At 60.5% G+C, this 18,845-nt stretch carries 17 protein-coding genes; 10 read left to right on the forward strand and 7 right to left on the reverse strand.

Translation table 11 applies throughout. The features are described from left to right. Positions 1-75 precede the first annotated feature (75 nt). Together KGA97_RS25130 and KGA97_RS25135 are read right to left on the reverse strand one after the other, a co-directional pair. A complete protein-coding gene (locus KGA97_RS25130) occupies positions 76-369 on the reverse strand; it encodes a putative quinol monooxygenase (RefSeq protein WP_008042903.1) in 294 nt (97 codons plus the stop codon). 122 nt (positions 370-491) lie between these two features. After that, positions 492-1,925 (reverse strand): PLP-dependent aminotransferase family protein, encoded by a 1,434-nt coding sequence (locus tag KGA97_RS25135; protein ID WP_223481703.1) that lies wholly within the window; start codon positions 1,923-1,925, stop codon positions 492-494. A gap of 201 nt (positions 1,926-2,126) precedes the next feature. Between KGA97_RS25135 and KGA97_RS25140 the strand changes: the two genes are divergently transcribed. The 3 genes from KGA97_RS25140 (at position 2,127) to KGA97_RS25150 (ending at position 4,222) form a co-directional block, all read left to right on the forward strand. After that, on the forward strand, positions 2,127-2,567 hold the full coding sequence (locus tag KGA97_RS25140; protein ID WP_008030139.1) for a carboxymuconolactone decarboxylase family protein: 441 nt from the start codon (positions 2,127-2,129) through the stop codon (positions 2,565-2,567). Between the two features lie 75 nt (positions 2,568-2,642). Next, positions 2,643-3,623, forward strand: coding sequence for a LysR family transcriptional regulator (locus KGA97_RS25145; protein ID WP_223481704.1), 981 nt, complete (start codon positions 2,643-2,645; stop codon positions 3,621-3,623). A gap of 77 nt (positions 3,624-3,700) precedes the next feature. Then, positions 3,701-4,222 carry a GNAT family N-acetyltransferase gene (locus KGA97_RS25150; RefSeq protein WP_223434580.1) on the forward strand — a complete coding sequence of 174 codons (522 nt, stop codon included), beginning with the start codon at positions 3,701-3,703 and terminating at the stop codon, positions 4,220-4,222. Between the two features lies 1 nt (position 4,223). Here KGA97_RS25150 and KGA97_RS25155 read toward each other — a convergent pair whose 3' ends face one another. Further along, positions 4,224-4,916: an aspartate/glutamate racemase family protein gene (locus KGA97_RS25155; protein ID WP_008042910.1), complete on the reverse strand. Its 693-nt coding sequence runs from the start codon at positions 4,914-4,916 to the stop codon at positions 4,224-4,226. Between the two features lie 78 nt (positions 4,917-4,994). Here KGA97_RS25155 and KGA97_RS25160 point away from each other — a divergent pair, with 78 nt between their 5' ends. Together KGA97_RS25160 and KGA97_RS25165 are read left to right on the forward strand one after the other, a co-directional pair. Further along, positions 4,995-5,762 (forward strand): helix-turn-helix domain-containing protein, encoded by a 768-nt coding sequence (locus tag KGA97_RS25160; RefSeq protein WP_223481705.1) that lies wholly within the window; start codon positions 4,995-4,997, stop codon positions 5,760-5,762. A 69-nt stretch (positions 5,763-5,831) separates the two neighbouring features. Continuing rightward, positions 5,832-6,326 (forward strand): hypothetical protein, encoded by a 495-nt coding sequence (locus KGA97_RS25165; RefSeq protein WP_223481706.1) that lies wholly within the window; start codon positions 5,832-5,834, stop codon positions 6,324-6,326. Between the two features lie 94 nt (positions 6,327-6,420). Here KGA97_RS25165 and KGA97_RS25170 read toward each other — a convergent pair whose 3' ends face one another. Then, positions 6,421-6,642: a cbb3-type cytochrome c oxidase subunit 3 gene (locus tag KGA97_RS25170; RefSeq protein ID WP_192416470.1), complete on the reverse strand. Its 222-nt coding sequence runs from the start codon at positions 6,640-6,642 to the stop codon at positions 6,421-6,423. Between the two features lie 14 nt (positions 6,643-6,656). Beyond that, positions 6,657-8,084 (reverse strand): cytochrome-c oxidase, cbb3-type subunit I, encoded by a 1,428-nt coding sequence (ccoN, locus tag KGA97_RS25175; protein ID WP_008030155.1) that lies wholly within the window; start codon positions 8,082-8,084, stop codon positions 6,657-6,659. Between the two features lie 304 nt (positions 8,085-8,388). Between ccoN and KGA97_RS25180 the strand changes: the two genes are divergently transcribed. The 4 genes from KGA97_RS25180 to KGA97_RS25195 all read left to right on the forward strand — a co-directional run bounded on the left by KGA97_RS25180 (position 8,389) and on the right by KGA97_RS25195 (position 12,732). After that, the gene (locus KGA97_RS25180) at positions 8,389-9,399 is read left to right on the forward strand and encodes a glycosyl hydrolase family 18 protein (RefSeq protein ID WP_223481707.1); all 1,011 of its coding nucleotides are present in this window, start codon (positions 8,389-8,391) and stop codon (positions 9,397-9,399) included. A 125-nt stretch (positions 9,400-9,524) separates the two neighbouring features. Then, entirely contained in the window at positions 9,525-11,198 is a 1,674-nt protein-coding gene (locus tag KGA97_RS25185; RefSeq protein ID WP_223481708.1) for a nitrite/sulfite reductase, read from the forward strand. After that, positions 11,195-11,674: a DUF934 domain-containing protein gene (locus KGA97_RS25190; RefSeq protein ID WP_223481709.1), complete on the forward strand. Its 480-nt coding sequence runs from the start codon at positions 11,195-11,197 to the stop codon at positions 11,672-11,674. The genes KGA97_RS25185 and KGA97_RS25190 overlap by 4 nt, the downstream gene beginning before the upstream one ends. Positions 11,675-11,763: 89 nt before the next feature. Next, positions 11,764-12,732, forward strand: coding sequence for a hypothetical protein (locus KGA97_RS25195; RefSeq protein ID WP_207284255.1), 969 nt, complete (start codon positions 11,764-11,766; stop codon positions 12,730-12,732). Between the two features lie 139 nt (positions 12,733-12,871). On the opposite strand, the gene KGA97_RS25200 is transcribed toward KGA97_RS25195, so the two are convergent. After that, entirely contained in the window at positions 12,872-15,226 is a 2,355-nt protein-coding gene (locus KGA97_RS25200) for a tetratricopeptide repeat protein (protein ID WP_223481710.1), read from the reverse strand. Positions 15,227-15,439: 213 nt separating this feature from the next. On the opposite strand from KGA97_RS25200, the gene KGA97_RS25205 reads away from it, so the two are divergent. Then, the gene (locus KGA97_RS25205) at positions 15,440-16,111 is read left to right on the forward strand and encodes a DUF3313 domain-containing protein (RefSeq protein ID WP_008036344.1); all 672 of its coding nucleotides are present in this window, start codon (positions 15,440-15,442) and stop codon (positions 16,109-16,111) included. A gap of 117 nt (positions 16,112-16,228) precedes the next feature. Here KGA97_RS25205 and KGA97_RS25210 read toward each other — a convergent pair whose 3' ends face one another. Next, a complete protein-coding gene (locus KGA97_RS25210) occupies positions 16,229-18,742 on the reverse strand; it encodes a fused MFS/spermidine synthase (RefSeq protein WP_223481711.1) in 2,514 nt (837 codons plus the stop codon). Positions 18,743-18,845: the final 103 nt, after the last annotated feature.

Genomic DNA, 18,845 nt, shown 5'->3' on the forward strand with positions numbered 1-18,845 from the left:
GATCGCATCACCGCAGTGCATCAGGTACACCGCGGTGATGCTATCGCCGGCAAGCCGGCTCCTACAGGGGGGTGTTTAACGGATCGGGAAGCTGTTGAAGTCCACGGCGTTCGCCAATTGGCAATCGATCAGGTCGATAAAACCTTGCGCCTGTGGGGTGTTGAAATGCGATTGCATGGCCGCTTCCGATTGCCAGCGGGCGCTGACGTTCCAGCGGTTGCTGTCCTCGGGGCAGCGGTCGACCATATAGGATTCGCAGCCCGGTTGTTCACGCAGGGTTTCGACAATCTTTTGCAGTTGCTTACCCAGTTCGTCCGAGCGGCCGGCTGCGGCCTGCACCTTTACGGTGTTGATCACTTCGTTGGACATTGCTCACACTCCTGAATCAGGCCGGACGAATCCTGCTCATTGAGGGATAACGCTTACGAGGATAGGCCTGCACTTGCGGACCGCCAATAGCCAATTGCCGGATAAAAACCCAGACCAATCGCTCAGGCGATTTGCTGAAAAATGTCACGCAAGCGGTCCAGCGCGGTGTCGATGTCCAGGGTTTCAATGGCGCCAAACCCCATGAGAAGCCCGGCCTGTGGCGCCCGCTGGTAGTAAAAGGTATCGATGGAATACAGCCCGACTTCGACCTTTTTCGCCAGTTCGATCAGCAATGGCATATCGATAGGCACTTTGCACATAAGCACCATGTGGAAACCCGCCGTGCTCGGGATCGCTTCGAGCCAGGGTGACAGGTCACCGGCGATGCGCGTGAGGATGCGTTCGCGACGCCCGGCGTAGATCGTATGACAGCGCCGGATGTGCTTGAGCAGGCAGCCTTCGGCGATGAATTTGGCCAGCGCCCATTGGGGCAGGGTGGAGGTGTGCAGGTCGGTGAGTTGCTTGGCGCGGATCACCGCTTCGAGAATCGCCGGCGGCAAAATTGCGTAGCCGAGGCGCAGTTCCGGCAGCAGGGTTTTCGAAAAGGTCCCGACGTAGGCGACGATCCCGCGCTCATCCATGCTTTGCAGCGAGTCGGTGGGCCGGCCTTCGTAGCGGAATTCACTGTCGTAATCGTCCTCGATGATGATCGCGCCCAACTCGTAGGCGCGCTCCAGCAGCGCCACGCGACGTGCCTGGCTCATCGGCATGCCGAGCGGAAACTGGTGGGACGGCGTGACATAAATCAGCCGGGTGCCCAGGGGGATTTTGTCGACCTGGATGCCGTCTTCGTCGACCGGTACGCCGATCACCGTGGCGCCGTGGCTGCCGAACAGCAGGCGCGCGGGCGGGTAACCGGGGTCTTCCATGGCGACGATGCTGCCGGGGCGCGTGATCACGCGGGAGATCAGGTCCAGCGCTTGTTGCGCACCGTTGCACACCACCACGTCTTCGTCCTGGCAATTCACCCCACGGGAAAACGCGATGTGCCGGGCGATCGCATTGCGCAGCGCCGGCAGGCCTTCAGGCAAGCTGTAGAAGCCTTTGGAACCGGACATCTGACGCAGCGCGTGGGAGGTACAGCGCCGCCAATCGTCCTGCGGAAACTGGCCCTTGCTGGTGGCGCCACCGATGAAGTCATAACGCAGCGAGCCTTCCAGTGTCGGGTGACGCAAAAACACCGGTAAATTGCGCCACGACTCGATGACCTCGGCGCTCGCCAACTGCGAATGGCTTTGCTTGGGCTGCGCTTTGGCCGTCCGGGCATTGACATAGGTGCCTTTGCCGATCACCCCGGTCAGGAAGTTTTCATAGGTCAGTTGCGCGTACGTGTCGGAAATGGTCTTGCGCGAGATGCCCAGCTGTTCGGCCAGCAGACGGCTGGGCGGCAGTTGCGTCCCGGCTGCCAGGCGACCGGATTCGATGGCGCTGCGCAGTTGGTTGTACAACTGGCCTGCCAGGTCCTTGCGGCCGTTGATGACAACATGAAGTTCCATACCGGCGGGGCTCCTGGGCGGTTAAGGCGCGTGTGCGTCGCGCCAGATTACGCGCATGCGCCGCCGTGCAGAAGTTGCGTGGGGGAAAAACCGCAGATTGGTCTGCTCGGAGTGGTCCACCGGTATTTCGCGCAATTGGATCTGTAACGCCGGCGCATCAGCGCCTACCGTGAAAACATCTATCAATCCACGAGGCACGCCATGACTTCCCGTCTGGATTACTACAGCGCGTCGCCCAAAGCGATGAAAGCGATGATCGCCATGGAGGCGTTGACCAGCAACCTGAGCATCGAGCCGGCGTTGCTGCACCTGATCAAGATTCGCGCCTCGCAGCTCAACGGCTGCGCCTTCTGCACCGACATGCACTCGGTGGACGCGCGACGCCTCGGCGAGACCGACCGGCGTCTGTATTCGATTGTGGTCTGGCGCGACAGCGGCTTTTTCAACCCGCGCGAGCGCGCGGCGCTGGCCTGGACCGAAGCGGTCACCTTGCTCTCGCAAAGCCATGTGCCGGACGACGTCTACGCCCAGGCCCGGGAACAGTTCAGCGAGAGCGAAATGGTTGACCTGACCATCGCCGTCACCACCATCAACAGCTGGAATCGCCTCGCGGTGAGTTTCCGCCAGTCCCCCAGCGCGTGATGACGCTGTCACATCAGGTTCATGAACGTTGCGCAGGATGAGGTTTTCAAAGGACAGATCGACAGGGAGTCATTGATGTCATTCATGGAAACCGCCGGGCGCCAGAGCCCTGCCGAATACCGTTTGCCGGTAGACACCTCGTCATCCATACATGCGCAGGCCGCCGCGCTTGACCCGCAACTGGCGCAAGCGTTCATGGTCAGTGCCCGCTGCGGTTGTTTCATGCAGGCGTCGCGCAGTCTCAACATCAAGGCGACGTTGCTGCGCAAGCAGTTGGCGCAACTCGAAGCGCACCTGCAGTGCTCGCTGTTCAGCCATGGCGACAATGGCGTTGCCCTCAGTCGCGAAGGCTTGCAGCTTCAGGCGCAGCTGATTGCCTTGGCCCATGAACGCGACTTGCCGGTGATCGAACAGCCCCTGGTGCGCCTGGCCGTCGCCGAATCGATCCTGCATGACATCCTCGGTCGCGACCTGGTGGCCTTGCTGCGCCGCAACGCCAGTGTGCGTCTGGAGATCATCTCACTCGACAGCGAACTGGCCCTGCGCGCCGTCAGCGCCGATGTGGTGGTGTGGCTGGCCGGCACTGATTCACCGCTGCCGGGCCCGAGTTTTGCTGTCAGCGAACCCCGGCGCCTGGCGCGGCTCGACTACCTGCCGCACATTGCCAAGCGTTATTCACGCACTGCGTCACGCCCGGACAACCTCGATGACCTCGCTGATTTTCTGCTGGTGCAATGGCAGCCTCATCTTCAGGTCGAGAGCTTTGTGCCGTGGAATGCGCTGGTGGACCAGCGCCTCGCCGGGGTGGTGCAGTTGCATGCCTATGAGCTGATGCTGGAGATGATCCGATGCAGCGCCTGTATCGGTTTGCTGCCTGGTTACATGAGCCATTTCGACCGTGGTCTGATCGCTCTGCCGGGGTTGTTTGGCCAGCCGATGCAGCGCCAGGTGTGGATGGCGGTCAATGCGCAGTCGCAGGATGAAGCTCAGGTGCAGATGATCGTCGAACTGATTCAAAACACCCTCAATGAGCGCCGGGAGTGGTTCGAAGCCTGACCACATTTGGTTCTCGCCCTGCTGGAAGATTGCGTTGTAGAGTGGGCGGCCATGTCTGTATCAAGGATGAATCACCCATGCCCGTCACTGACGCTGTCATTACGCTTGAACGCTTCAACGAATCCCACCTCGAAGGCATCACCGCGCTTTACAACGAGCCAGCGATTACCCGGCAAGTGCTGCAAATGCCGTTTCAGTCCATCGAGGTCTGGCGCAAACGCCTGGATCCGGGCAACGAACGGCATGTGCAACTGGTGGCGCTGAGTCAGGGGAGGGTGATCGGCAACATCGGTCTTGAGCAGTTTTCGCGCATCCGCCGCAGTCATGCTGCCAATTTCGGCATGGGAGTCTCTGAGGCGTGGCAGGGCAAGGGGGTTGGCTCGAAGCTGCTGGCCACCGCGCTGGACATCGCCGACAACTGGATGAATCTGCAACGGGTCGAGCTGTCGGTGTACGCCGACAACGAAGCAGCCATCGGTTTGTACCGCAAGTTTGGTTTTGAAACCGAAGGCCTGTTTCGGGACTACGCCGTGCGTGACGGAGTGTTGGTGGACACCTTGAGCATGGCGCGTCTGCGCCGCATGCCCAAGGCCGGTTGATTCACTCGCCCAGTGCAAACGCCACCGCCGCCTGCGCATGCAGTTCGGTGGTGTCGAGCAGGGGCAGGGTGCTGTGTTCGGGTTTGATCAGCAGGCCGATTTCGGTGCAGCCGAGGATGATGACCTGGGCGCCGCGCTGGCTCAGGGATTCGATTACCTGCCGATAAATCCGGCGTGACGCCTCGCTGATCACCCCGACGCACAACTCGTCGTAGATGATCCGGTGCACGGCTTGACGCTCCTCGGCGTCCGGCACCAATACGGTCAGCCCCATCGACGTCAGGCGTTCCTTGAGAAAGTCCTGTTCCATGGTGAACGCAGTCCCCAGCAACCCGACGTTCAGTGCGCCGGCATCCACCGCCGCCTGTCCGGCCGGGTCGGCGATGTGCAGGAACGGAATGTTGATCGCCGCCTGAATCTGCCCGGCGACCTTGTGCATGGTGTTGGTGCACAGCACCACGCAATCGGCGCCGCCAGCCTCCAGCCGCCGCGCGGCATCCACCAGAATCAGCGCCGCATCGTCCCAGCGACCGGCATGCTGAGCCTGTTCGACAGGCCCGAAGTCGACGCTGTACATTAGCAGTTTCGCCGAACGCAACGGCCCGAGCCGGTCGCGTACCTGTTGGTTGATGAGGCGGTAATACTCGGCGCTGGACTCCCAGCTCATGCCGCCGATAAGGCCGATGGTGCGCATGGCGTGCTCCTGTTGATGGCAACCCTTTGTCTGGGAGTATCCCGTGGCGCTTCACGGCTTTCTATCAGGAAATTTCACATGCTGAGCCAACGGCTGCCGGGCGCTAAAGTGAGCCTGCAACTTCTGCCCCGTGCCGCTTACAGCGCACGCGATCCGGCGCAGTCGCGCACCCTTGGGGTGACGCTGGAGCGCCAGCAGGGTGTGCACGCGATTGACTCGGATCGGCGGGTGGATTTCGATACGTTGCCCGGTGTTCTGGCGTATACCCCGGTGGGCGTCGAAGTGTTTTCCGAATCGTCCAGCGGTGGCGAATACTTGCTGATGCAGCTGGACGAATCATTTGCCGATGAGCAATTGCCCGCCATTGGCCATCGCGTACAGTCGTGTGGCAATCGACAGGCGCTGAGCCTGGCGCGCGAAGTGCGGCGTTTGTTGCTGGCGCCACAACCCGACCTACTGGCACTGGAGCAATGTGCCCTGGGATTTGTGGGGTTGGCGCAGCCGCAGGTCGAAATGGCTCATCGGCCCGCGCCAGCCGCACTCGCCCAAGTGCTGGACCTGATCGCAGAACAATTCCATCAGCCCCTCACGCTGCAACAACTGGCGGCGGCCTACGGCCAGAACGAGCTGCGCTTTCTGCGCGACTTTACCCGGGCCATCGGCCTGACACCGCACGCTTACCTCGTTGAAATACGACTGCAGGCGGCACGGCGGATGATCGAGCACACCCGGCTGAGCCTGGCTGACATCGCCCTTGATGCCGGTTTCGCCCATCAGTCGCACATGGGCAGCGCCTTCCGCAAATTCCTCGCCATGACCCCCAGCCAATACCGCTCACGCTTTTAGTCGTACGCCCACCGCGCGCATCTGCCATGCTCAAAGTCCGCAGCACTGTTTCAACAAAGGAACACCGCAATGGACGACGTACAGCAACTGGGCGAGATGCTTCGCCACTACGCAGACAGCGAAGCGCACAAAAAACAACTGTTCGAGTCGCAATCGGCCGTGTGGGCGACGCGCATTGGCGAGCTGTTCGATCAGATCCAGCAATGGCTGGAACCGGTCCGGGCGCCGAACCTGCTGGAAGTCAGTCGCGAGGCGTATGTCGCCTCGGGGCCGAGTGTTCCGGTCGAGACGTCAACGTTCAAGACCGAGAAACTGGGCATCGTGATCGCCGGCAAACCCGTGGAGTTCGTGCCGGACGTGATGGGTACCGGTGGGCAGATTTCCCTGGCGGTGATGGGTTTGACCGCCGCGCGGTATGGCAGCATTTCGCTGGTGTGCCTGCCGCCGTCGAGCAGCTGGCAATGGCGCAAGACCAATGGTTTGAAGGACCCGGACACCTTTGCCTTCGACGCGAATTTTCTGGCGCAGCAGTTGCAGAGTCTGATCCCTAGAGATCGCAGCTGATCCGAGACCGCCATCGCTGGCAAGCCAGCTCCTACAGGGGATGCGTCGCACTTGTAGGAGCTGGCTTGCCAGCGATGGGGTCATCAGCTTCGAATCACATATCCAGATTCACCCAGCCCGGTTTTGCCACTTCCGGCGCAACCGCCTTCACCACTTTCCCCGTCGCCAACTCCACCCGTCGTGCCACCTCCGGGTCATCGGCAAACGGGATCAGGCTCGCTTCCTCCAGACTTTCTGCCGTCTGCTGCTTCAGGCAGTACTCGACCGCCAGCCAAAGCCCCGCAACACCCACGATATTCAACACGATCTCGAACATCTCAGCTCCTCGCCTCAGGCAATCCGTGCATCACGTTCAGCCATCGCCACGTCGGAAACCCGCACGGTGCGCCAGGCGTTGTACGCCATCAACAGCATGCCGCTGAGGAAGAACACACCGCCGGCAAACCGCACTACAAATCCGGGATGACTGGCCTGCAAGGCTTCGACGAAGGAATAGGTCAGCGTGCCGTCGTCGTTGATCGCGCGCCACATCAGGCCCTGGGTGATGCCGTTGACCCACATCGAGGCGATGTACAGCACGGTGCCGATGGTCGCCAGCCAGAAGTGCAGGTTGATCAACGGCGTGCTGTACATCTGCTCGCGGCCGAAGACTTTCGGAATCATGTGGTAGACCGCGCCGAAGGTGATCATCGCCACCCAACCGAGGGCGCCGGCGTGCACGTGGCCGATAGTCCAGTCGGTGTAGTGGGAGAGGGCGTTCACGGTTTTGATCGCCATCATCGGCCCCTCGAAGGTCGACATGCCGTAGAAGGCCAGCGACAACACCAGAAAACGCAAAATCGGATCGGTGCGCAATTTATGCCAGGCGCCCGAGAGCGTCATCATGCCGTTGATCATCCCGCCCCAGCTCGGCGCCAACAGGATCAGCGACATGGCCATGCCCAGCGACTGCGCCCAGTCCGGCAACGCGGTGTAGTGCAAATGGTGCGGGCCGGCCCAGATGTACAGGGTGATCAACGCCCAGAAATGCACGATGGACAAGCGATAGGAGTACACCGGCCGCCCGACCTGTTTCGGCACGAAGTAATACATCATCCCGAGGAACCCGGTCGTCAGGAAAAACCCCACCGCGTTATGCCCGTACCACCACTGCACCATGGCGTCGGTGGCGCCGGAATACACTGGGTAGGACTTGAACCAGTCCACCGGAATCGACAGGTGATTGACCACGTGCAGCATGGCGATCACCACGATGAACGCGCCGAAAAACCAGTTGCCGACGTAAATGTGATGGGTCTTGCGTTGCACCACCGTCGTGAAAAACACCACGGCGTACGCCACCCAGACCACGGTCATCCACACCGCGCCGGAGAACTCGATCTCGGCGTATTCCTTGGTAGTGGTGTAGCCCAGCGGAAGGGTGATCAGCATCACCACGATGACGGATTGCCAACCCCAGAAGGTGAAGGCGGCGAGGGTGTCCGAGTACAGCCGCACCTGGCAGGTACGCTGCACTGCGTAATAACTGGCGGCGAACTGCGCGCTGCCGGCAAAGCCGAAAATCACCAGGCTGGTGTGCAGCGGACGCAAACGCCCGAACGAGGTCCAAGGCAGGTCGAGGTTCATCTCGGGCCACACCAGTTGCGAGGCGATCCACACCCCCATCGCCATCCCCACGACGCCCCAGAAAATGGTCGCCACGACGAATTGGCGGACGACCTTGTAGTTATAGGCCTGTCCGATTGTTGCTGTGCTCATGGTCAATGCTTCCACGGTTGCAAAGTCTTGCCAGGCCACCCGGACTGGCATGCCGTGAACTGTAGAAACCTCATCGAAAACAAAACAGATTCAGGAAAGCGCAATTAATACGGATCAGATAAAGGCGCCGTACCTGTCAGAGTTGACAGTATCGGCGGATTGAATCCAGCGGTTTAATAAACCCGCTGACGCATTGGGTAGTGGTGAGTTCCAGTGGTTGCGTTCAAGGCAAGTCAGCCCTGCCTGTCATGGCGATCAGGAGGGGCACTTTCATACAGGATGTTCTGAACTCAAGGGTGAACCAATGACAACTTTCACTTATACAGGCCCCAAGGCGCCTGTCGATGATGCGTCCGAGATGCCCGATATTCGCGGTAAAAAAATATTCATGGGTTTTTGGCACAACTGGGGACGTGCACAAAGCGAGTATGCCGGGGGATGGACCGGCGAAGTAGAACTCAAGGACATCCCCGTCGAATACAACGTTGTGGCCGTTGCGTTCATGAAGGGCGCTGGCATCCCGACATTCAAGCCATACAACCAGACCGATGTGGAGTTTCGGCGTCAGGTCGGCGTACTCAACAAGCAAGGTCGCGCGGTGCTGATTTCACTGGGGGGCGCCGATGCTCACATTGAGCTGCGCAACGGTCAGGAACAGGCGCTTGCCACTGAGATTATCCGATTGGCGGAAGTCTATGGTTTTGATGGGCTGGACATCGATCTGGAGCAGACTGCTATCGACTTTGCCGATAACAATAAGGTGATTCCGGCGGCGCTTAAACTGGTCAGGGAGCACTACGCGAAGGAAGGCAAGCATTTCATCATCAGCATGGCGCCGGAGTTTCCGCACTTGGTAACGAGTGGCAAGTACGTACCGTATTTGACTGCGCTGAAGGACCATTACGACTTCATTGCCCCGCAATACTACAACCAGAACGGTGATGGGCTTTATGTGCCAGGCCTTAATCCACCCTGGCTGGCGCAAAACGATGGCGTGCGCAAGGAAGAGTTCCTCTACTACCTGACCACCGCATTGGTAACAGGTGATTATGGTTTCACCAAAATCCCTGCCGACAAATTCGTTATCGGCTTGCCCAGCAGTATCGATGCAGCCGCCAACGGGTATGTAGTGGATCCCGCTTTTGTGAAAAATGCACTCAAACGACTGGTAAAAGACGGCAACGGGATCAGAGGCTTGATGACGTGGTCGTGCAGTTGGGAGTGTGGCACCAACAAGGCCGGTGATTCGTACGATTGGCGCTTCAAAAGGATTTACGCACCCATCGTTGATGAGATGTCGAAACAACCTCAGTAGTGATCCATAAAACTGATATGGTTTTTTTGAAGTCTCCTGAATCTGTAATGTTTTTCCGGTGCCCCTCATAGTCGCCTCATCGAAAACGAGCCAAAGAGCCCGTCCCATCCTGATGAGGTAGCCACATGTATCAGTACGACGACTATGACCGGGCGCTGGTCTTCGAGCGGGTTGCGCAGTTTCGTGATCAGGTCGAACGCTTCACGGCAGGCGAGTTGAGCGAAGAGGAATTCCTGCCGTTGCGCTTGCAGAATGGCCTGTACATGCAAAAGCACGCGTACATGCTGCGCGTGGCCATTCCCTACGGCACGCTGAGCGCGCAACAGATGCGTACGCTGGCGAGCATCGCCCGGGATTACGACCGTGGCTACGGCCACTTCACCACCCGCCAGAACATGCAGTTCAACTGGATCGAACTGGCCCAGGTACCGGAAATCCTCGAACGCCTGGCCCAGGTAGAAATGCACGCGATCCAGACGTCCGGCAACTGCGTGCGCAACATCACCACCGAAGCCTTCGCCGGGGTCGCGGCGGACGAGTTGATCGACCCGCGACCGCTGGCGGAAATCCTGCGCCAATGGTCGACGATCAACCCGGAGTTCCTGTTCCTGCCACGCAAATTCAAGATCGCCATCTGCTCGGCCGTACAGGACCGCGCGGCGATCATGATGCACGATATCGGTCTTTATCTTTACCCCGGCGCCGACGGACAAATGCTCCTGCGGGTGATCGTTGGCGGTGGTTTGGGACGCACGCCGATTCTTGGCCTGCAGATTCGCGAAGGCTTGCCGTGGCAGCATTTGCTGTCGTATGTCGAAGCGGTGCTGCGGGTCTACAACCGCCACGGTCGGCGGGACAACAAGTACAAGGCGCGGATCAAGATTCTGGTCAAGGCACTCGGGATCGACGCTTTCGCCAGGGAAGTGGAGGAGGAGTGGCAGCATCTCAAGGACGGTCCGGCGCAGTTGACCGGCGATGAATATGCGCGTGTCGCCAGTGCCTTCGTGCCGCCGGATTACCGTTCGCTGTCCAGTACCGACCTGGAGTTCGGCACCCGCCTGGCCGAAAACAGTGCATTCGCCCGCTGGGTCTCGCGCAACGTCCAGCCGCACAAGGTGCCGGGCTACGCCAGTGTGGTGCTGTCGACCAAACCGGGCAGAGCTTCGCCGCCGGGAGATGTCACCGGCGAACAAATGGATGCCGTGGCCGCGTGGTCCGAGCAATTCGGTTTCGGCGAAATCCGGATTGCCCATGAACAGAACATCGTCCTGCCGGACGTGCCGAAGTCGGACCTGTTCGCGCTCTGGCGTGTGGCCTGCGAGCACGGGTTGGGCAGTGCCAATGTCGGTTTGCTGACCGACATCATCGCGTGCCCCGGCGGCGACTTCTGTGCGTTGGCCAACGCCAAGTCGATCCCCATTGCGCAAGGCATTCAGGCGCGTTTTGACGACCTGGATTATCTGCACGATCTGGGCGACATCAGCCTCAATATTTCCGGTTGCATGAACGCGTGCGGCCATCACCACATCGGCAATATCGGCATTCTTGGCGTCGACAAGAACGGCAGCGAGTGGTACCAGATCACCCTCGGCGGCGCTCAGGGCAAGAACAGCGCGTTGGGCAAAGTCATCGGCCCGTCCTTCAGCGCGGCTGAAGTGCCCGACGTGATCGAGCGGATCATCGCCACGTTCGTGCGTTACCGCGAGAGTGAGGAACTGTTCGTCGACACGTTGCAGCGCCTTGGTCTGGAGCCGTTCAAAGAGGCGGTCTATCCGAAGTTGCTGGAGGTCTCGGCATGAACAATCTGCTGCGACTGGAGGCCGGTGTAGCGCGGATCGATAGCGCCGATCCGTGGACCCTGGTCAGGGAGCTTGCCGCCGGATTGCCGTCAGGTCCGGTGATAGTGCCGCTGGCCTGCTGGCTGGAGGAACCCGGGCAGCAGGGCGTGTGGCTGGGGCCGGACGATGAGGTGGAAAGCCTCAAACCGTGGTTCGACCAACTGCCGCTGATTGCGCTGGACTTCCCGAGTTTTCGCGACGGTCGTGGTTACAGCCAGGCGTATTTGCTGCGCACCCGATTGGGCTGGACCGGCGAACTGCGCGCGGTCGGCGATGTCCTGCGCGATCAACTCAGCCACATGCGCCAATGCGGGTTCGACAGCTTTGCGGTGCGCGAGGACAAGTCCGCCGAGGACGCGCTCAAGGGGCTCGCGGGCATGAGCGTGTTGTATGGCCGCTCGGTGATCGAGCCACGACCGTTGTTTCGGCGGCGCTGACAACCACACGACTTTTTGCTTTGGCCGGGGACCCCGTTTTGATAGAGTCCGCGCCTCATAAGGAAGCGGGTCAAAGAAAGGAGTCTGGTTTGAGCGCGGGCAAGAAAGTTTTAGGGCTGGTCGCAGTGTTGCTGATGGCGGCCCTGTGGGGCAGTTATGTGTATCTGTTCCAGGAGAACCGTGACGGGCAACTCGGGGCGTCAGCCGACAGTTCCGCCTGGTGCGGTACGCCACCGGCCAGCGATGCGGCGGCGCTGGGCAAGGATCACCTGACCCTGCGCATCACCAACAATGTACGGGGCGATTTCATGCTCTCGGGTGCGGTCATCGTCTCCGAGCGCACTTTCGATCGGTATGACCTGGGCCGCAACGAGTTGCGCCTGCGCCTGGAACCTCTTCAATGGTCCTACGGCGTCACGCCGATCTTCCTTGAGCAGGTCAGGATCAAACCGCTGAGTCGCAACCTCTCTTCGCTCGACAAAAGCGCCTACGCCGAGCTTGAATCCCGGCCCATCGGTGTGCAGGGTCGGGCGGCGGCGTTTCCGTTCGACACCTGGCGCTACGGCTACAAGCCGGTGCTGTACATCCTCAAGGGCAATGAGCGGATTGACCTGAAGTTCAAGCGCATCACCACCCTCATGGAGATGTCCAACACCTTCACGCCGATTCAAAAATACAACCGGGTCGAGTACATCAACGAGAAAAATTCATTGGTTCGCGAGGACGATTACAAGCCCTACGCGGCCAATGAGTGCGCCTTCAGTGTCGAGCGCAAAGGCTCGTTCAAGGTGATTGTGCTGCTGTTGTTGCTGGTGATCTGCCTGCCGCTGATGCACGTGTTTTATCGTGACGAACCGGGCATCGATTTTCTCGCGACACTGGTGAGTATCGGCGCGATCCGCGTACTGTTGGTGGGACCGCTGGAGGACTTCCAGCTGTACAACATCGACTTCCTTTTTGGCGCCGCGATTCTGCTGGTGGGCACGGTGTCGTTGATCAAGGCGATGCGGGCGAACAGTCGGCGGGAGTTGGCGTTGAAGAGTGGTTCTTCGTGGTGACGCAAGGTTAAGACCGTGGCGACGCTTTCGCGGGCAAGCCTCGCTCCTACAGGTTATGTGTCGTACAAAAAAATGGCGTACACACATAACCTGTAGGAGCGAGGCTTGCCCGCGAAGGGGCCTCTGGATCAACCCCCAATCACTTCAACGCCGGATCCCCCATGTTCATCTTCTTCCAGCCTTGCAACAGCACCTGGGCCTTGGGCTCCTGTCCGTTTTCCAGGTAGTACTGGATCAACGACAACCGCGCATTGCGGTTCGCCGGTTGTACCTTCAACAACCGTTCCAGTTCCTCGCAGGCCTCATCGACCTTGCCGCTGTCATGCAGCGCCACCGCCAGCACGTAGCCGAACTGCGCGCTATGGGGTTCCAGCCCAGCGGCTTTGCGCAGCACCGGCATGGCCTGGGCCGTTTTGTCCGCTCGTATCAGCGACAACCCTTGGGTATGCAGCAGCAAAGCGGCGTCCGGATGCTCCTTGATGCCCTGTTCCAGCAGGGCCTGTGCCTCCTGACTACGCCCACTGGCTTCGAGCCACTGCACCAGCGTCACCAGCGCCGGGTAAAAGTCCGGATCGCGCTGGAGCGCCGTGCGCAGTAGCGCTTCAACTTCAGCGCTGCGACCGCTGGCCTGATACAGCATGGCGAGGTTGAGGTTGGCTTCCGCGCGTTCGGCCAGGCTCTTTTGCACAGCCTCATACTCGGCGATGGCGGCGTTCCAGTTCGCCTGAGCGCTGCCCAAACCGTCGCGGGCGACGCTGAGCAGATCCCGGGCGGCAGCGATGCGTACCGCTTTGACCGGGTCACCCAGTAACGGTGTCAGCAGTGGTGCGCGCTCCGGCGGCGGGAGGAACGCGCTGATCGCCCGAACGGCGCTTTCACGCACTTGCGGTGCCGGGTTGCGCAAGTCCTGAGTCGCCAGTTTCAACGCCTGTTCGCTGGGGTACAGCGGCAACTCGGCCAGCAGCGTTGCGCGCTGGATCGCCGGCAGGTTGCTGCGTTGCAGCTGTTCGTACAAGGCTTGCGCCGCGCCGGGCTGACCGTTGCGAATCAGCCACAGGCTTTCGTCGTAACGCGGCGCCTGGGGGGCGGTGGCTGCGGTGTTCCAGAGCTTGAATTGTTCAGTGATTTTGTCACCGGCCTTGCCCTGATGGCAGGTCAGGCAGGCGTCCGGCGTGCCAAGTTTTTTCGCCCGCTCAGGGTTGGGAATGCTGAAGCTGTGGTCATGCCGAAAGTCATTGCCCATGTAGAACTTGCCGGGCATGTGGCAATCCACGCACTGCGAACCCGGTTGCCCCATGGCGTGGCGGGTGTGCTCGACAGAATCGTAGTTTTTCGCCTGCAAGCCCTTGCCCTCGACACCGGCCACCGAGGTTTTGCCGGCGCTGTTGTGGCATTGCAGGCAGACGCCGTTGCCCGGTGCCTTGAGTTCGTTGCTGTGGGGGTTGTGGCAGTTGCTGCAGCGCACGCCCTTGTCGAACATTTTGCTCTGGGCGAAGGAGCCGTGTTCGAACACTTCGTCCTTGATCTTGCCATCCAGCGCATACAACTCGCGGGTCAGGGGGCTGGGCAGATAGTCATCCATCAGCCGCTTGCCAACGGTGAAGCCATCGCCCAGCGGCGCGCGCCGTGAGTGGCAGCGGGCGCAGGTTTCGATCTCGACGGTCGCGTCCTTGTCTTTGAGGTCGACGGCGAAACCGGCGTGGATCAGATCAGTCTTTTTCGCGGTCCATTCCAGGTGGCTGGACGCCGGGCCGTGGCACGCCTGACAACCCACGCCAAGGCTGTTCCACTGACTGTCAAAGGTGTTTTTAGCCGCGTCGAATTTGCGTTTATAGCCGGTGGTATGGCATTCGACGCACATGAAATTGGCGTTCTGGCTCGGCTTGCTCCAGTGCAACGGGTTCTTGAAGTTCACACCCTGGCCCGGATAGAGGTGAAACCAGCGGTGTTTCTCGGTATCCCAGGCGACACCCAACGCCTGCAACCGACCATCACCGACCTCAATCAAATACTGCTGCAACGGCGCGATGCCAAAGGTGTAGGCGACCTTGAAATCAGCGTTGTTGCCATCAATGCCCGGCGTGTTGACCCAGAATTCGTCGTTCTTGCGCGAAAACCGGGTCGTCTCGTTTTCGGCCTTGAAGGTGACGTTGTTGAAGTCGCCGAGCATCGTCCCGGCACTGGCTTCCTGCATCGCCAATTGGTGATGCGAGCCTTGCCAGTCCTTCACTTGTTCGCTGTGGCAAGCCTGGCACTGTTGCTCATCGACCATCTTCGCCGGCGCGGCGACCACGGGTTTTTCAGGAGCAATGACCGGTGTACTGAGCGGCGGCGCATAGGTCACCGGGGCCGGTTGGCTGCTGAACAGAAACCAGCCAATGCCCGCGATCGCCAGGAGCAACACGCTGATGAGAACGGGAAACAGATAACGAGAAAACGAAGTCGGTGACGAATCAGGGTTTGGGGCGGCTGCTTTATTTTTATGTTTCGGCATTGCGACTTCCATAGTCCGGGTGCGTTTGCCGTCAGGCGCGCGTTCTAGCTCGATGCAGCTTTGACGGATGCCGGGCGTCTGTCAAATGACAGGTGTGATCCTCTGCGCGGCGATAGATGAATGTTGTGATTCTGCACAACAAAACGCGCTGCATTAGCTATACCTGTTAAACCGTTTCCAAACCGTAGTCGACCGCCCTACAGGAGTTACCGCATGAAGCTTGCATTGATGATGAGTACATTGTGTATTGCCTCGATCGGCGTAGTTGGCTGCGCCAGCAAAAAGGTCGAGCCAGACGAGTATTCAGGCTTCCTCAAAAATTACAGCCAACTCCAGGAAGCCAAATCACCTTCGGGTGCAGTAGTGATGCGCTGGATCGATCCGAAAGTTGACATCAAGAAATTCCAAAGCGTGTACATCGAGCCGACCCAGCTGTATCCCAAGCCTCAGCCGACGGCAAAAATCCCTCAGACCACCCTGAACGGAATCACCAGTTATTACGATCAGGCGCTCAAACGCGAAATCGGCAAATCCCTGCCTCTGGCCTCAGGCCCTGGTCCGGGTGTGATTGTGGTGCGCGCCGCGATCACTGCCGTCAGCAGCAAGACCGAAGGGCTGAAACCTTATGAAGTGATCCCGATTGCGTTGGTGGCAGCGGCGGTGAGTACTGCCAGCGGTATTCGTGATCAGCAGACCGACCTGGCCACCGAAGCGGTGTTCCTCGACGGCGGCAGCAATAAAGTCGTGGCCCAGGTCGTGCGCAAGGGCACCGGCAAACCGCTGGAAAACGAATCGCAGGTGATGAAGGCCGATGACGTGAAAAGCGTGATCGATGGCTGGGCTGCGGATATGCATCAGTCGTATCTGAAACTCAAATCCAAATAATGTATCGGGGCTGAGGGCCTCATCGCGAGCAGGCTCGCTCCCACATTGGATTTGTGATCGACACACAATCCATGTGGGAGCGAGCCTGCTCGCGATGGCGGACTCACACACGCCGCATCACTCCCCGACAAACCACCGATAATACGGATTCCCCCCATCCCCGCGCATTACCTCGCGAATATCCCTGGCCCACGCATCACGGTCGCCGTCATAGGCATGCAGGCTCGCCCGATAGAACTGCATCAAGCGCTGCTGGTGCGCATTCATCCGCTCGATGAATCCCGCATCGGCATTCACTAACGGTGGCGCGACGTGCAAGTCCAGCAGGGCGGGGAGCACCCGACTGATCTCTTTGGCCCGCACCCACGGCGCATATTCAATACGCGGCTGGTCGTCGGTCACCGGCGGGGCATCGGCGGCGAAACGCTCCAGCCCCGTGCGATCGGTGACCCACGTGGCGAGCAAGGCGTTGGCGGAACCGATGCCCACGTCCTGCAACGTGCTGCGCACGCTGTCCTGCTGGAAGCGCTCGCTGATTTTCGCCGCATCCAGCGCAATCGGCTCCATCGAACCCACCAGCAGCATTTCGTGGAACTCGCTGGTCCACACGTTGGCGTACGGGAAAACATCGAGAAAGCTGCGCACCAGGGCGCGTGAATCGTCGATGTTCTGCGTGGGCAGCGGCAGCCACTGCGCGACCAGCCCTTGTTTCTCCAGACGACTGGTGGCCAGTTGGTAGAAGTCCCGGGAGTAAAGATTGACCACACCGGCCGCGGAGGGCGGTGGCGGTTCAAGGGTGATCAAGTCATAGCGCTGCGGGTTGCGCAGCAACTCCTGGCGCCCGTCGCGCAGGCGTACGTCAACCCCGGGATCGGCGGCGGCATTGAAGTTGCCTTTGAACAGGGGCGCAGCCTTGACCACCGAAGGGAGCAACTCGGCCACCACCCGGTGTTCGAGCCCCGGATAACGGGTCAATGCGCCTGCGGTGATACCGGTGCCAAAACCGATCACCAGCGCCGAGCGCGGTTCGCCGTTGTGGATCAGCAGCGGCAGCAGCGCCTGAATGCGCATGTAACGCAGGGACGGCATGGCGTCGCCGGTGTTGGACACGCCTTGAATGTACAAGCGCTGGAAGGCTTTCTGCCCCTTGCCCTGGGTGACCACCGCCACGGTCCCGCCGCGTCCTTCTTCATAGAAGGCCAGCGTGGCGTTGCGAGCACCGGGGAGCAGGCTGGCGAGTTTGTTCACCGGGGTAAATACCGCCACCGCCACCGACAACAAGCCGATAGCCACCACCGCTTGGCGCCGACCTTTCTTGACCCCGTGACCCTTGCGCACCGCGAAGTACCCGATCCCGGCGGCGACGATGGCCAACAGCCCCAATGTGCGTACCAGGCCCAGCCACGGGATCAGCACAAACCCGCAGAGCATCACCCCGACAATTCCGCCCAGCGTATTGAACGCCACGACAGCGCCGACATCCTGGCCGACTCGCTCGCGGCCAACGCTCAGGCGCAGGGCCAGGGGGAACGCCGCGCCCAACAACAGCGTCGGCACAAACACGATGCTTAACGCCGCCACCGCAAACCGCGCGCTCATGCCCGGCAACTCACTCGCACCCAGCGACAACACCCAGGCTTCGGCGAGGCTTTGCGCGACCACCAACCAGCGACCGAGCAGGGCGATTTCCAGCAACGCGACCAGCCCGGCGCTGGCGATCAGCAAACCGAATACTCCCCAGGGATCACGAATGCGCTCCACCCGACGGGCCAGCAGCACACTGCCGAGAAACAGCCCGGTGAGGTACGTCGCCAGCACCACGGCAAAGGCGTAGGTGCGGGTGCTCATGAACTGCACGATCGATTGCGACCAAACCACCTCATAACCGAGGGCCACGCCGCCGGCAATCGAGTACAGCCATAAGGCCAGTCGGTCAGGCGCTTTGCTCGACGTGTGTTTCGCCGGCGCAACGGCCGGTAGTGAACGGTGACGCTGAAACCACAAGGCGCCGGCGGCGGCCAGCAGGTTCAGCATCGCAGCGGCCAGGGCACTGCCGCGCACGCCGAGGGTGGCAATCAGCACGAACGCGGCAAGCAGGGTGCCGGCGATGGCCCCGGCGGTGTTCGCCGCGTAAAGCTGGCCGCCAGCCTTGCCCAGATTTAGCGGGTCAGTGGCCAGCGAGCGCACCAGCACCGGCAAGGTGCCGCCCATCAACAGCGCCGGGATGCCCACTAACGCAAACGGCAATACCCATGCGGCCAGACCGATGTGTTGTTCCAGCCAGGCAAACGGGCTGGCCGCGAGGCTCATGGCGAAGGTCGCGCCGACACCCAACACGGCCACGACCACTTCCAGTCCTGCATACAGCAGAACGGGCTGCTGCAATCGATCCGCCCAGCGTCCGAACAGCCATCCACCCAAGGCCAGCCCGGCAAAAAAAGCGCTGATACCGGTGGTGATTGCATAGACCTCGACGCCGACCACTAGCGACAGTTGCTTGATCCACAGCACCTGATACACCAGCGCCGCGGCACCGGAGACGAACAGCAACAGGGCCGGGATCAGCAGCGCGGGGGAGGCGGCATGAGGAACAGGAATGGCCGACGACTTGCTGGCGACACGTGAGGACATAGGGCTATTGCCTTGTACAAAAATTCAAATAAAACACAAATCCTTGTAGGAGCCGGCTTGCTGGCGATAGCGGTGGGTCAGACACCGATTGATTGACTGGAAG

This window comes from Pseudomonas sp. BF-B-15 (genome assembly GCF_019946675.1).
GTDB classification, from domain to species: Bacteria; Pseudomonadota; Gammaproteobacteria; order Pseudomonadales; family Pseudomonadaceae; genus Aquipseudomonas; species Aquipseudomonas migulae.